This is a genomic window from Streptomyces typhae (assembly GCF_009755605.1).
Lineage (GTDB): Bacteria > Actinomycetota > Actinomycetes > Streptomycetales > Streptomycetaceae > Streptomyces > Streptomyces typhae.
Map to the genome: position 1 here is coordinate 174,971 of NZ_WPNZ01000016.1, position 13,431 is coordinate 188,401.

A 13,431-nucleotide genomic window follows, 5' to 3' on the forward strand; every position below is an offset into this window, starting at 1 on the left:
AACACTCGCGCGCGGGTGCGCATCGAACGGGCTGCCGGGAGTTGACATCGGCTACCGGCCAGTAACAGACTCCGGTTACCGCAAGTAACGTAGCAGGGTTCCGCAGTCCTGGAGGAGTCATGGCCGAGTTCACCATGGAGCTCAACGACGAGCAGAAGGAGGTCCGGGACTGGCTCCACGGGTTCGCGGCCGACGTGATCCGCCCCGCGGCCGCCGAGTGGGACGAGCGCGAGGAGACGCCCTGGCCCGTCATCCAGGAGGCGGCGAAGGTGGGGATCTACTCCCTGGACTTCTACGCCCAGCAGTTCTTCGACCCGACCGGGCTCGGCATACCGATGGCCATGGAGGAGCTCTTCTGGGGCGACGCGGGCATCGCCCTGTCCATCGTCGGCACCGGCCTCGCGGCGGTCGGCGTCCTCGCCAACGGCACCGAGGAGCAGATCGGCACCTGGATCCCGCAGATGTACGGCGACGTGAACGACGTGAAGGTCGCCGCCTTCTGCTCCTCCGAGCCGGACGCGGGCTCCGACGTGGCGTCCATGCGCACCCGCGCCGTGTACGACGAGGCCAAGGACGAGTGGGTCCTGAACGGCACCAAGACCTGGGCGACCAACGGCGGCATCGCGGCGGTCCACGTCGTCGTCGCGGTCGTCGACCCCGAACTCGGCTCCAAGGGCCACGCGTCCTTCATCGTGCCGCCGGGCACCCCGGGCCTGTCCCAGGGGCAGAAGTTCAAGAAGCACGGCATCCGCGCCTCGCACACCGCCGAGGTCGTCCTGGAGGACGTGCGCGTTCCCGGCTCCTGCCTCCTCGGCGGCAAGGACAAGCTGGACGAGCGTCTGGCACGCGCGCGTGAGCGTGCGAAGAGCGGGGGCGAGCGCCTGAAGAACGCCGCCATGGCGACCTTCGAGGCCTCCCGTCCCGCGGTCGGCGCGATGGCGGTGGGTACGGCACGCGCGGCGTACGAAGAGGCCCTCGAATACGCCAGGACGCGTACGCAGTTCGGCCGACCGATCATCGACAACCAGGGTGTCGCCTTCCAGCTGGCCGACATGCGGACGCAGATCGACGCGGCCCGGCTGCTCGTGTGGCGTGCCTCCTGGATGGCTACCACGGGCAAGAAGTTCGAGTCGGCCGAGGGCTCGATGTCCAAGCTGTTCGCCAGCGAGACCGCCAAGAAGGTCACCGCCCAGGCGATCCAGATCCTCGGCGGCAACGGCTACATCCGTGAGTACCCGGTGGAACGCATGCACCGGGATGCCGCGATTTATACGATCTTCGAGGGTACGAGCGAGATCCAGCGCCTGGTCATCGCCCGCACGCTCTCGGGGCTGCCGATCCGCTGAGGCGTGGGGTGCGGAGAGGTCGTGGGCCGCAGGGTGCGGAGGGACCGCCGGCCAAGGGGTGCGCGAGGTGCGGCCGGGGCGCGGGAGGCGCTCTGGTAGGCGCCATGGTCATGCCATTACCGTGGACGCCCGCGTTCCCTCTGCCGAGGAGTGCCGATGCGCAGACGCCCCCTGACCTGGCTGATCCCCGCCCTCGCCACCGCGGCGGCGGTCACTGTGACGGTGCTCGCCGTTCCCCTTGACGGGGGCGCCGGGGGCGGCGCACCGGACGACCGCCCGGCCCCCGCGGCACACGGCGAGCGGCCCACCGGCAAGGCCGAGCCGGACGCGCAAGACGTGGTCCTCGCCGTGCACGGCGGGGCCGGGACGGCGCTCGACCGGGACAAGACCTCTCCGGAGCGGGAGAAGGCGTACCGGGACGGGCTCGCCGCGGCTCTGCGCGCAGGCAACAAGGTCCTGGGCAAGGGCGGCTCCAGCACCGACGCCGTGCAGGCGGCGGTGGAGAAGCTGGAGGACAACCCGCTGTTCAACGCGGGCAAGGGCGCCGTGTTCACCGCGGACGCGGGGCACGAACTGGACGCGTCGATCATGCGGGGCACGGACCTGAGGGCGGGCGCGGTGGCGGGGGTCAAGAGCCTGCGCAATCCGATCGCCGGTGCCCGCGCGGTGATGGACAAGTCCCCGCACGTCCTGCTCGCGGGCGAGGGCGCCGACGACTTCGGGGCCCGCCACGGCCTGAGGACCGTCACGCAGGACTACTACTGGACGCAGGCCCGCTGGGACGCCCTGATGGCCGCCAAGGAGCAGGAGAAGGACGATCGGGCACGTGGAGGCGGGAACGGCGGCTCGGACGGTCGGAGGACCGAGGGCGGGCGGACGGCCGAGGGCGGGCCGACGGCCGACGACTCTCCCGCCGCGCTCGCCGACGCCCAGTCCAAGGGCACGGTCGGGGCGGTCGCCGTCGACAGGAAACGCGACCTGGCGGCGGCCACCTCAACGGGCGGCATGACCAACAAGCTGCCCGGCCGTGTGGGCGACTCACCCCTGATCGGCTCGGGGACGTACGCCAAGAACGGCACCGTCGCCGCGAGCGCCACGGGCGCCGGCGAGGTGTTCATCCGGGGCGCCGCCACGTCGACGATCTCGAACCTCATGGAGTTCAAGGGCGCCGGTGTCGCGTCGGCCGCCTACGAAGTGATCGTCAAGCGGCTGCCGGGGCTCGGTGGCGACGGCGGCGTGATCGCCCTCGCGCCCGACGGCGAGTTCGACGCGCCGCACAGCAGCCCCGGCATGCTGCACGGCTATGTGACGAAGGACGGGAAGATCGTCACGAAGATCTTCCCGGACGAGACGCCGCCCAACACCTGACACCGGTCACGGTCGGCTCGTCCGGAGACGCGCCGTCACGCTGCCTGAGCGGGCGGCGCCTCGTACACGTACGGCGTCGTCGTGGCCAGTTCCGTGAAGCCGAGCCGGAGCAGGATCGGGCGGCTGTCGTCGGACGCGTCGACCTGGAGGTGACGCACTCCGCGCTCCGCGGCGATGCGGGCGCGGTGGGCGATCAGGGAGCGGTAGATGCCGCGGCCACGCCACTCGGCCACGGTGCCGCCGCCCCACAGTCCGGCGAAGTCCGTACCGGGGCGGAACTCGATGCGCGCCGAACTGACCGGCACGTCACCGGCCATGGCCACGACCGCGGCGACCGAATCCGGCGCCGTGGTGAGCTGGTCGAGCAGTTGCCGGCCGAGGTCGGTGCCGTCCGTGCCGAAGGCCTGCTCGTGCACCTCGGTCATGCGGCGCACGCCGTCCGCGTCCGTGACCGGGAGCAGCCGGATCCCCTCGGGCGGAGCGGTGTCCAGGGGCAGCTCCTCGACGTCGGCGACCATGAGGGCCTCGGAGGGCTCGGCGGTGAATCCCGCGGCGAGCAGCCGTTCGGGCAGGTCGGCGGGGAGGTCGTGCGTGTACGTCTTCCACTCGAAGGACAGGCCGAGGGAGGTGAAGTGACGCACCTGCGCGGCGATCGACTCGTCCGCGGTGGACTCTTCGAGGTCCGACCAGAGGACACCGTTCCAGTCGTGCGCCGCGGCCACGCGCCGGACGACGCCGTCCACCCGCTCGATCAGCACCCCGGGTCCGTCCGGTTCCAGGTTCTGCCGTATCTGCCTGTCGTACGCGGCGAGTACCGCTGAGTGATCCATGCGCACACTTCAGCAAGGAGGGCCGCCCGCGGCAACGGGATTTCCGGTGCGGGGCGTTGCGGTGCGGGGCGGGTGGGTCAGACGTCCGCGTCCGTGCGCGCCGGGTCCGAGTGCGGGGGGTGCGTGCGCGGGGGGTGCGAAGGGGCGGCATCCGGCTTGCCCGTCGCCCGGGACAGCGGCGGCAGATGCAGCGACTTCGTGATCGCCGCCAGCCTGAGGGCCAGCACGAGCCCGGCGGACGTCACCGTGGTCGCGGTCGGGGAGGCACCCGCGTGGTGCAGGCCCAGATAGCACAGGGCGCCCGCGAGGGCCGCCGTCGCGTACACCTCTTCGCGCAGCAGCAGCGGTGGGAACTGCCCGCACAGCACATCGCGTGCGACTTCGCCCGTCACGCCCGTGAGGACGGCCAGGATGATCACGGCCAGGGGGGTGACACGGGCGTCGAGGGCGGCCTGGGCGCCCATGACCGTGACGACGGAGAGGCCGACCGCGTCCACCACCATCAGCGTGCGCTGCGGGAGCTCGCGGTGGCGCAGATACAGCATCGTGGCCACGCCCGTGCAGCCGACGATCGTGAGCAGGACCCAGTCGTGCGTCCAGTACAGGGGGTGGCGGTCGAGGATGAGATCGCGCAGCGTGCCCCCGGAAATGGAGGCTACGAAGGCGAGCACGAGCCCGCCGAACGGATCCATCCGCGCCCGGTGCGCGGCGAGGACTCCACTGGCGGCGAAGGCGGCGATCCCTGTCAGGTACAGCGTGTGCAGCATCAGCTGTCCGTCCTCCTTCCGGGTGCGCGGCGGCGCAGCAGCAGGAGGACGGCCGTGGAGACGGCGACCGCGACGGTGAGGGCGACGGCGTCGAGCCACGGGTCCGCGCCGGCGTCCGGCGCGGCGGCGGCGCGGGGCTCGTCGTGCTCGGCGGGCGCGTGGTACCTCGGCGCGCCCGCGACAAGGGCCGCCGTCAGCGCGCACACGCCTGCGGCCCCCGCCGCCCTGAGCCACCACCTGGGATTCCGCGCCGTGAACATCCCTCCAGCCTGTCCGGCGCAGCCGGGGAGCGCCATCGGCCACGTGGACGGATCGGAATAGCCGAAAGGACGACCCCGCGAAGCCCCGGCCGGGCGGAGGATCGAAGCATGGCAGGGACGAGGCGCATCCCGGAACGCCGGAACGGAGGCGCATCCCGGAACAGGGGACAGGGCGAGGGCCGGAACAAACGGCAGGGCGGGGGCCAGAGCGAGGGGCAGGCCAGCGGGCGGAACGCAAGTGGCACCAGGGCGTGCCGAGTCCACCGCCGTTGGACACGGCGTACAAGTCCACGGACGCGGCGTACAAAGTCATGGTAAAGAGCGCCGGTACCACCCGGTATGTGGGGCAGAGTGCGTCACAGGCGGTGTTCGAGAGACCTCGGACCGGCAGCGACGCCCGGACGGACAGGTGAGCAGACCGAAGACCGACACGTGAGCACACCGACAACCGATAGGCGAGCAGACCGAAGACCGACAGGCGAGCAGACCGAACACCGACAGGCGAGCAGACCGAACACCGACAGGTGAGCGCACCGACAAAAGACAGGCGAGCGCACCGGCGGATGAGAGGAGGCGGCGCGAGGGACGACAGCGGCGGCGAGGAGCCGCGGAGGGCGGACCGGTCAGGACAGCCAGCGGCAGCGCAGTGCCGCGGTGGCGAAACCAGGACCGAAGGCGACGGTGTAACCCCGTGCACCGCCCGCAGGCGGCTCGGCATGCGTGCGTTCGAGCACGCGCAACACACTGACACCACCGATGTTGCCTTCATGCGCGAGCGTCTCGCTGGAGTGCCGCGCATCGTGATCACTGAGGCCGAGGGCTGCCGCAGTGTCCGTGATGATCCGTGGGCTTCCGGGGTGGATGACGGCGAACTCGGGATGATCGGTGCCGATCCAGGCCTTGAGCTGGGGCAGCACGTCATTGGCCGCGGACAGCGCCTGCTTCGTGGACACGAAATGGATGCCGCCGCGGTCGACCAGGCCCGCCTGGCGCTCGACGCTGTTCGGCAGGACGTACTCGAAGGTGTCCTCGATCATGAGGCCGGGGCCGAGCTGCTCCCCGGTGACGACCGTCGCCGCCGCGGCGTCCCCGAAGAGCGCCTTGTAGATCATCGACTCGATGCTGGTGTCGGAGTGGTGATAGATGCCGGACAGGGCCTCGCCGGCGATCACCAGGACCTTGCTCCGGGGCCGCGCGGCCACCAGGTCGGCGGCGCGGATGAGCGCCTGGGCACCACCAGGGCACGCCACCGTGGTGAGAGCGACGCGGCGCACGGTGGGGCGCAGGCCGAGGCGCTCGATCAGGTTGATGTCGAGATTCGGGACGGTCCAGCTCGTGGTGTGCGTGGTCACGATGGCGTCGATGTCCCCCGCCTCGAGGCCGGCCGCGTCGAGTGCCGCGAACGCCGCCCGCTCCGCCATCGCGAGCACGTCGGCGAACACCACGCGCGTGCGCTCGTCGATCCCGGCGGCACCGGCGACGGTCGGGGAGTCCAGCGGGCGCGTGAAGTAACGCGTACGGACCCCGCAGTTCTCGATCACCCGCAGGCACGCACGCAGCCGTGGATGGTCGGGGTGGTGCAGGCGTACGTCCTCGGCGATCTCCGAGGTGGTGACCTTGTGGTCACCCAGGACGGTCTGGGGTCTCAGTACATGAGCAGGCATGGCGGTGGCTCCCACGGGGCGCAGTTGGATGTGGGGATCCGTGCCCAAAGTACTGCACCACATCGAACATGCGTCCTGCCCTGCTCACCCGTTCGTGGAGGCCCGGTCGATCACGCGGTGCGATCAGCTGGACCTGAGCATGGGGGAGCGCGGGTGGGACCGCTGTGCACCCGGGTGGAACACCAAGATCATCAGTCGTGCTCCGGGGGCTGTCAAGGGCTGGGCGGCGCACATCGTGACCCAGCCGGGGCCCAGCTCGGCGTGCATGAGGGGGCGCTCGTCGCCGTCGGGGTGGGGATGCGGGCGCCCCGCGCCGTAGTGGACGGCGACGTCGGGGTCGGCGAGGACCTCCTTCTCGATCTGGCGGAGCGTCTCGTCCTCCGGGCGCGAGGCGAGCGCGCCGTGCAGCTGGGGGAGGACCATCGGGGCCCAGGAGGACTGCCAGTCGAGGAGGTGGGCGCGGCCCACCGGGTCGAGGACCATCCACCGCATGATGTTCGACGGCACCTGCCCGTCGGGGAACATCCGGGTGAAGGCCTCGTTGTGGGCGAGCATGTCCCAGGAGGCGTCGGTGACGTAGGCCATGTGCCGCACACCCTCCACGGCCTCCTGCCAGACGCCCGGGACCTCTTTGCCCGCCGACAGATGGAGGGGCCCCGGGGGGTCCTGAAGCAGGGCATATCTGCACAAAGAGACCCATTCCTGCTCGTTGAGGCCGAACAGGCGGGCCACATCGCGCAGGAGGGCGGTCGGCGGGTTGGGGTAGTTGCCGGACTCCAGGCGGTGATAGGTGCCCAGGGTGCGGTGGAGGAGCTGGTCCACCTGATGCTGGGAGAGGCCGGGCGCACGGCGTCCCTGGCCCGTGGAGCGGACGAACCCGTGCGATTCGGGGGCGATGAGGGCGCGTCGTTCACGGAGCAGAGCGCGCAGCGCCGTCTTGTTCATGGTGGGTAATCCCTCTTCGTACACGCCGAGTTGAGCGTAAGCAGTCTAAATACTCGCATCTTCTTTGGTCATAAACATTGCCTGAAGAAAACGATCAGCAGATGCGGCATCATGGAGTACGCGAGAGCACCGACCTGCAGGTTTGATCGTCGGTGGGCTCGTGGGCACAACTCAGGGGCGTCTTGTTCGAGCAGCGTGAAATTGGCTGAAATTCCTCGGCGCTGGGCACCCCCAAGGCCTACGGGGTCGATGTCGGGTGGTGCGCGGGACCGGTTGTTCGTATTCCGATCCGTGTGGTCGGAAACTGAGCAGTGTGTACCTGCGTGCCAGTTACCGCCCGGTTCGGTTCCTGGGTTCACTGGCTGCGGCCGGTGCCGTCACTCGCCATTACGTAGCGGCCACGGTACCGGCCGCCCGTGCTGTCACGGGCGGCGCAAGGGTCCGAAGCGGGCTCAAGGGGCCTGAGCCGACGACCGGGCCGGAAGTTCCGAGGCCCGCCGGGCGGCCACTTGCCGTTCCGCTTCCGTGAGGACGTCCGTCACCCGCAAGCCGAAATGGACGTCGCAGGGGTGCTGCTTTCCGCCGCCCGCTGCTTGCGCCAGCGCGGCGACCGCTGACCGAAATGCATCGGTGGAGTCGCCCCAGCCGCTCTCGCCCCACCCCGGCGGCGTCGCCGTCCCCTGCTCGCCGCGGAACTCCAGGACCAGGCCCTCGGCGGCGGCGGGGGCCCGCAGGGTGAGCGTCGCGGTGCTCGACGCGCCGCTCTCGTGCCGCAGGACCAGATGGACGGCGTCCTCGGGTCCCGGCGCCGCCGTCACCGCTGTGACCTCGCCGAGTACGGCCGTGAGCACGGACAGTGCGTGCGGGCCGACGTCCCACAGGCCGCCCTTGTCGGCCCGCCACGGGGAGTCGAACGCGCCGGTCCCGTCCGCCGCGAAGAACGAGCTGTACCAGTCGGCGCGGGCGGTGAACCACGGCCCTTCCTGGGAGCGGTCCGCCAGCCAGCCGGCCATGGGCGGCGCGAAGCGGAGCGTGAAGAAGACGACGGACGCCACCCCGGCCTTCGCCACGGCCGCGGCGAGGGTGCGCGCCGCCTCCGGTGAGGTGGCGATCGGCTTGTCCAGAAGCAGGTGGCGGCCGGCCGCCGCGGCTCGTTCCGCCAGCGGCGCCTGCACGTCCGGCGGCACGGCGAAGGCGATCGCGTCGCTGGCCGCGAACAGCTCGTCCAGGTCCTCGTACGCCGTGGTGGCGTGCGCGTTCGCGAGGTCGGCCGCCGCCTGCGGGCGGCGGCCCCAGATGCCCGACAGTGTGGCGTCGGGGTGCGCGGCGAGCACCGGTGCGTGCGTCTGGGTGGCCCAGGGGCCCGTACCGATCAAGCCCACTCGAAGTCTGGTCATGCGCGCAGTATGGCTGAGCGGGCTGTGGCGGCAGCACGGGCGTGGCGGGGCCGGGACCCGGCGTCGGGGCGCGGGGGCCGGCTCGATACGGGGGAGTGCTTCTGGTGCGTGTGAAGAGAGGGGAGAGAAGAGAGGGGAGGAGGGGAGAGGAGGGGGAGAAGGGGGGAGAGGGGGAGCGAACCTTCGAGTGCCGAAGGTCTGGACCTATTCGGGTGCGGCTTCTCCTGCGCATCGGAGGGGCGTTCGGTGAAGTACGGGCGGCGCGGTTCGTGCCGTTCGTCGAGTGGGCGGGTGACTTTCTCGACGTTCCGTCAACTCATGCCCTGTGAATGGTAATTCATGGCCAAAGATGTCGGGGGTGAATTCGCATTCACTCAGCGTTGATGGATGGCCGATAGATGGTGTCCGAAACGAGTGTGTCGCGGGTTCGGGACGTGTCCTGACTGTCCGGGAGTTTCCGACATCCGGTCTTTCGGGGAAAGATGGTGGCGACACCGGACCGCCGACGGCCGTGATCGGCGTCTCGTCGCCGGTCGGGCCGAACCGCGGGCCGCGCGCGGCTGTGCGCCCTACGCTCGGACGGGGCGCCCAAGTGGGCGTCCGCAGAAGGAAAGTGACGCCATGACCAGCTCGACCTCGCCTGCGGCGGCGTGCGCGCCGGGCCCCGGGCGGCGTGACGCGGAGACGACGAAGGCCGCGATCATGCGTGCCGCGCGGCATCTGCTCGCACGGCACGCGCACACGGACATCACGCTGAAGGCCGTGGCCGAGCGCGCCGGGGTGAGCGCGCCACTGGTTCTCAAGTACTTCGGCAGCAAGGACGCGCTGTTCGCCCGGATCATGTCCTTCGAGGAGGACGCGGAGGCGGTCCTGGACGCCCCCCTCGACGGCCTCGGCCGGCACATGGTCCGGTACCTGCTCACCAGCCAGGCCGAACGCGGCGCCGACCCCATCCTGCGCATCGTCCACGCCCCGCTGCACCGCGAGCACGGCTATGTGCTGCGCGCGAACTTCCGTACGCAGGTGGTCCGCAGGCTCGGTGACCGGCTGTCCGGGCCCGACGCGGGGCTGCGGGCCGAGCTGGCCGTCGGGATGCTGCTCGGACTCGGGGTGATGTACGGCATCGCGCGCGGCCCGCATCTGCGGGCGGCGGCGATAGAGGAGATCACCGACCGCTACGCACCGGCCGTGCAGGCCTGTCTGACGCCTCCGCAGGACCCGGCGCCGACGTGACGACGGCCCCCGCGCGGCCCCGCCCCGAGCCCCGGTGCACCACCGCCACCGCCGTGAGGGCGATGGCGAGACCGAGCGCCGTCTGCGCGCCGAACGGCTCCCCGAGCATCGCCGCGCCCCACAGGGACGTCACGGGCGCCATCAGGAACATCAGGGTGTTCACGCGGGTGACACCGCTGCGGCGCAGGATCAGCCAGTACAGGCCGTAGCCGCCGAAGGTGGACAGCGCCACGAGCCAGCCGATCGCCGTCCAGAAGGACACCTCGGCGACCGGTGCCGCCCGGTGTGTGGCGAGCGCGAGCCCCGTGAAGACGACCGCGCTCGTGACGCAGTGCACCGTCAGCGCGGCGGACGGCGCGACCGCGGTGCGGGTGCGGCGGTCCAGGAAGGTCGTGGCGACCAGCGACAGCATGCCGGCGAACGGCACGGCGTAGGCCCACCGGGGCACGCCGGAACCGGCGGCGGCGTCGCCCGCCGTCACGATCGCCACGCCGGTGAGCCCGAGCGCGAGCCCGAGCCACTGGGTGCGGGACACGTACTGGCCGAGCAGCGGGCCGGCGAGCGCGCCCGCGACCAGGGGCTGGGCCCCGTCGATCAGCGCCGCCGTGCCGCTGGAGACGCCGAGCTGGATCGCGTAGTACACGGTCAGGATGTAGCCGCTCTGCGACAGGGCGCCGACGAGCGCCCGGCGGGCGAGGTCGCGGGCCGTCAGGCCGCGCCAGGACGGCCTGGTGCGGTCCCACGCGCCCCGCCGGGCGGTGTCGCTCGGCAGGTCGCTGATGCTGCTGCACGAGGGCGGTCTGGTGGCGTACGGCATGGGGGTGGTTCCGACGCCATCGACCACGCCCGTCAGGACGCCGAGCATCTGCTCCGGGGTGCGGCGCAAGGTTGAGCGACTCTTTACCCGTGGCCGGAATGTGTGGTTCCGGGCGCCTGTGGCCCTGGAGGCGGACGCGGTCCGTCGCGGTGCGGGGCCAGGGGGCGTCCTGACGGTCCCTTGACCTTCGCCCCGGGGTGTCCGGAATGCTGCGGTGGTGCGGATCCGGTGCGTCGTGGGCGCGTTGACCGCGTGTCGTCCGAGGCGGAGCCTGGAGAGATAGCTGCCTACTACATCTAATTCGGCGTGCGGCCGTTCGCGGCGTGCGACCGGAGGTGGGCAGCCGGACGGCAGGAGGAGACCCCCATGTGTGGCATCACCGGCTGGGTGTCGTTCGACCGCGATCTGCGGGCGCACGGGCAGACCCTGGACGCGATGACGGAGACGATGTCGTGTCGCGGCCCGGACGACCGCGGCACCTGGACCGAAGGGCCCGCGGCGCTCGGGCACCGGCGCCTCGCCGTCATCGACCTGCCCGGCGGACGCCAGCCGATGACCGCGGCGACCCCGGAGGGCACGGTCGCCCTGGTCTACTCCGGCGAGACGTACAACTTCACCGAACTGCGCGCGGAACTGGCCGGGCACGGGCACGCGTTCACGACCGGCTCCGACACCGAGGTGGTGCTGCGCGGCTACCTCCAGTGGGGCGAGGGCGTCGCCGAGCGGCTCAACGGGATGTACGCGTTCGCCGTGTGGGACGGGCGCAGGCAGCGCCTGGTCATGGTCCGTGACCGCATGGGCATCAAGCCCTTCTACTTCCACCCGACCCCGGACGGCGTCCTGTTCGGCTCCGAGCCCAAGGCGATCCTGGCCAACCCGCTCGTGCGCCCCCGCGTCACCGTCGACGGACTCCGCGAGGTGTTCGCCTTCGTCAAGACGCCGGGGCACGCCGTGTGGGACGGCATGCACGAGGTCGAGCCCGGCACCGTCGTGACCGTCGACCGCGACGGGCTGCGCAGCCGTACCTACTGGCGTCTGGAGACCCGCCCGCATCCGCACGACCGCGACGAGACCGTGGCCACCGTGCGCGAGCTGCTCGACGACATCGTGCGCCGCCAGCTGGTGGCCGACGTGCCGCGCTGCGTGCTGCTCTCCGGCGGCCTCGACTCGTCCGCGATGGCGGCGCTGGCCGCGGGGCGGCTCGCCGGTACGGGGGAGACACTGCGGAGCTTCGCTGTCGACTTCGCGGGCCTGAGCGAGCACTTCGTCGCCGACGAGATGCGGGGCACACCGGACGCGCCCTACGCCCACGACGTGGCGCGCCTCGCCGGTACCGACCACCGCGACATCGTCCTGGACACCGAGGCGCTCGCCGACCCCGACGTGCGGGCGAAGATGCTGACGGCGCGCGATCTTCCCGTCGGCTTCGGGGACATGGACGCCTCGCTGTATCTGCTCTTCCGGGCCATCCGCGAGCACTCCACCGTCGCCCTGTCCGGTGAGTCGGCGGACGAGGTGTTCGGCGGCTACCGGCAGTTCTTCGACGAGCGGGCCCGGCAGGGCGGCACCTTCCCGTGGCTGGTGCGGCACGCGGAGACGCTGGGCGACGAGACGGGCGTCCTGCGGCGCGACGTCCTCGCCGCCCTCGACGTGCCCACGTACGTCGCGGACAGCTACGCCACGGCCGCCGCCGGGGTCGAACGCCTCGACGGGGAGAGCGACTTCGAGTACCGCATGCGGACCGTCAGCCATCTCTACCTGACGCGCTTCGTGCGCTCGCTCCTCGACCGCAAGGACCGCGCGAGCATGGCCGTGGGGCTCGAGGTGCGGGTGCCTTTCTGCGACCACCGCCTCGTCGCGTACGTCTACAACGCGCCCTGGGCGCTGAAGTCCTTCGACGGCAGGGAGAAGTCGCTGCTGCGCGAGGCAGCCAGGGACAGTCTGCCGCGCTCCGTCTACGACCGGGTCAAGAGCCCGTACCCCTCCACGCAGGACCCGAAGTACGCCTTCGCGCTCCAGGAGCACGCCAAGGACCTCCTGACGCGTCCCGGGCACCCGGTCTTCGGCCTCGTCGACCGCGACATCCTGCACCGGCTCGCGCACCGGGACACCCCGCAGATCATGCAGGCGTCACGGCGCGGCCTGGAGCGTGCGCTCGATCTGGCCTTGTGGTTCGACCTGTACGGGCCGGAGGTCGTGCTGCCCTGAGCGTGTGGGCGCGGGCGCCGGTCAGGGGCCCGAGCAGTTGCGGACCGCCGGCTGCTGGGGCGGGACCCGGGCCGGGTCGGTGGCCGCGAGGGTGTCCAGGAACCGTTGCAGGGCCGGGGTGCTCCGGGTGTCGGTGGAGCGCCGGACCGGGGGCACCACCGCGCCGCGCCGGGTGCTGCCGCCGTCGCAGGTGTCCGGTTCCCGTCCGGCGTGGACGGCGGCGGCGCGGCGTATGAACTCCGCGGGTGTGATGCCGAGGCGGTCGGCCTGCCGGGACACGGCGGCGTACTCGTCGGGTGAGAACAAGACCTGCACAGGCTTGGCACCGTCCATGGACGCATGATGCCGCCCGGATCGGTGTCGCGCGGTGCGGTTGGCATATTCGTGCACGAAGGGGTGGCAGTGTCCCGAAGTGGTGGCGAACTTCAGGTGACATCCAGTGGGGCGGCAGGGGGGCGGCAGGGGGCTGGGGTGCCTCGGCGGGTGCCGCACGGAGGAGAGCCCCGGCCGGACGGGGGAATCGCGGTCGGGGCTCTCATCTTGTTCAACGATGAAATAGGCCGTCGCGTTCCCTCGCCACCGATTCCGTTTGCTGT

12 protein-coding genes are annotated in these 13,431 nt (G+C 71.4%); 4 read left to right on the forward strand and 8 right to left on the reverse strand.

What is annotated here, in order from left to right; all coding sequences use genetic code 11:
* Nucleotides 1-119: 119 nt before the first annotated feature.
* Nucleotides 120-1,346, forward strand: a complete 1,227-nt coding sequence (locus GPA10_RS27415) for an acyl-CoA dehydrogenase family protein (protein ID WP_157167807.1) — start codon at nt 120-122, stop codon at nt 1,344-1,346.
* Between the two features lie 156 nt (nt 1,347-1,502).
* Nucleotides 1,503-2,714 (forward strand): isoaspartyl peptidase/L-asparaginase family protein, encoded by a 1,212-nt coding sequence (locus GPA10_RS27420; protein ID WP_157167808.1) that lies wholly within the window; start codon nt 1,503-1,505, stop codon nt 2,712-2,714.
* A gap of 35 nt (nt 2,715-2,749) precedes the next feature.
* On the opposite strand, the gene GPA10_RS27425 is transcribed toward GPA10_RS27420, so the two are convergent.
* From GPA10_RS27425 to GPA10_RS27450, 6 genes are all read right to left on the reverse strand, one after another.
* Nucleotides 2,750-3,544: a GNAT family N-acetyltransferase gene (locus GPA10_RS27425; protein ID WP_157167809.1), complete on the reverse strand. Its 795-nt coding sequence runs from the start codon at nt 3,542-3,544 to the stop codon at nt 2,750-2,752.
* Nucleotides 3,545-3,621: 77 nt separating this feature from the next.
* Complete coding sequence (locus GPA10_RS27430) at nt 3,622-4,311, reverse strand: trimeric intracellular cation channel family protein (protein ID WP_246259837.1); 690 nt, start codon at nt 4,309-4,311, stop codon at nt 3,622-3,624.
* Complete coding sequence (locus GPA10_RS27435; protein WP_157167810.1) at nt 4,311-4,571, reverse strand: hypothetical protein; 261 nt, start codon at nt 4,569-4,571, stop codon at nt 4,311-4,313. The genes GPA10_RS27430 and GPA10_RS27435 overlap by 1 nt, the downstream gene beginning before the upstream one ends.
* Before the next feature lie 623 nt (nt 4,572-5,194).
* On the reverse strand, nt 5,195-6,235 hold the full coding sequence (locus GPA10_RS27440) for a beta-ketoacyl-[acyl-carrier-protein] synthase family protein (protein ID WP_157167811.1): 1,041 nt from the start codon (nt 6,233-6,235) through the stop codon (nt 5,195-5,197).
* Between the two features lie 123 nt (nt 6,236-6,358).
* Nucleotides 6,359-7,180, reverse strand: coding sequence for an MmyB family transcriptional regulator (locus GPA10_RS27445; protein WP_058848780.1), 822 nt, complete (start codon nt 7,178-7,180; stop codon nt 6,359-6,361).
* Between the two features lie 452 nt (nt 7,181-7,632).
* Complete coding sequence (locus GPA10_RS27450) at nt 7,633-8,577, reverse strand: Gfo/Idh/MocA family protein (protein ID WP_157167812.1); 945 nt, start codon at nt 8,575-8,577, stop codon at nt 7,633-7,635.
* 621 nt (nt 8,578-9,198) lie between these two features.
* Here GPA10_RS27450 and GPA10_RS27455 point away from each other — a divergent pair.
* Nucleotides 9,199-9,810 carry a TetR/AcrR family transcriptional regulator gene (locus GPA10_RS27455; protein ID WP_058848778.1) on the forward strand — a complete coding sequence of 204 codons (612 nt, stop codon included), beginning with the start codon at nt 9,199-9,201 and terminating at the stop codon, nt 9,808-9,810.
* On the opposite strand, the gene GPA10_RS27460 is transcribed toward GPA10_RS27455, so the two are convergent.
* Entirely contained in the window at nt 9,743-10,696 is a 954-nt protein-coding gene (locus GPA10_RS27460; protein ID WP_246259840.1) for a DMT family transporter, read from the reverse strand. The genes GPA10_RS27455 and GPA10_RS27460 overlap by 68 nt on opposite strands.
* A gap of 297 nt (nt 10,697-10,993) precedes the next feature.
* On the opposite strand from GPA10_RS27460, the gene asnB reads away from it, so the two are divergent.
* Nucleotides 10,994-12,835, forward strand: coding sequence for an asparagine synthase (glutamine-hydrolyzing) (gene asnB, locus GPA10_RS27465; protein ID WP_157167813.1), 1,842 nt, complete (start codon nt 10,994-10,996; stop codon nt 12,833-12,835).
* 21 nt (nt 12,836-12,856) lie between these two features.
* Here asnB and GPA10_RS27470 read toward each other — a convergent pair whose 3' ends face one another.
* Nucleotides 12,857-13,168: a plasmid mobilization protein gene (locus GPA10_RS27470; protein WP_157167814.1), complete on the reverse strand. Its 312-nt coding sequence runs from the start codon at nt 13,166-13,168 to the stop codon at nt 12,857-12,859.
* Between the last annotated feature and the right edge of the window lie 263 nt (nt 13,169-13,431).

What these genes read in the sequence shown, in the direction of transcription:
- GPA10_RS27415 (WP_157167807.1), top strand. Translation starts at nt 120, where the DNA reads ATGGCCGAGTTCACCATGGAGCTCAACGACGAGCAGAAGGAGGTCCGG.
- GPA10_RS27420 (WP_157167808.1), top strand. Translation starts at nt 1,503, where the DNA reads ATGCGCAGACGCCCCCTGACCTGGCTGATCCCCGCCCTCGCCACCGCG.
- GPA10_RS27425 (WP_157167809.1), bottom strand. Translation starts at nt 3,544, where the DNA reads ATGGATCACTCAGCGGTACTCGCCGCGTACGACAGGCAGATACGGCAG.
- GPA10_RS27430 (WP_246259837.1), bottom strand. Translation starts at nt 4,311, where the DNA reads ATGCTGCACACGCTGTACCTGACAGGGATCGCCGCCTTCGCCGCCAGT.
- GPA10_RS27435 (WP_157167810.1), bottom strand. Translation starts at nt 4,571, where the DNA reads ATGTTCACGGCGCGGAATCCCAGGTGGTGGCTCAGGGCGGCGGGGGCC.
- GPA10_RS27440 (WP_157167811.1), bottom strand. Translation starts at nt 6,235, where the DNA reads ATGCCTGCTCATGTACTGAGACCCCAGACCGTCCTGGGTGACCACAAG.
- GPA10_RS27445 (WP_058848780.1), bottom strand. Translation starts at nt 7,180, where the DNA reads ATGAACAAGACGGCGCTGCGCGCTCTGCTCCGTGAACGACGCGCCCTC.
- GPA10_RS27450 (WP_157167812.1), bottom strand. Translation starts at nt 8,577, where the DNA reads ATGACCAGACTTCGAGTGGGCTTGATCGGTACGGGCCCCTGGGCCACC.
- GPA10_RS27455 (WP_058848778.1), top strand. Translation starts at nt 9,199, where the DNA reads ATGACCAGCTCGACCTCGCCTGCGGCGGCGTGCGCGCCGGGCCCCGGG.
- asnB (WP_157167813.1), top strand. Translation starts at nt 10,994, where the DNA reads ATGTGTGGCATCACCGGCTGGGTGTCGTTCGACCGCGATCTGCGGGCG.
- GPA10_RS27470 (WP_157167814.1), bottom strand. Translation starts at nt 13,168, where the DNA reads ATGGACGGTGCCAAGCCTGTGCAGGTCTTGTTCTCACCCGACGAGTAC.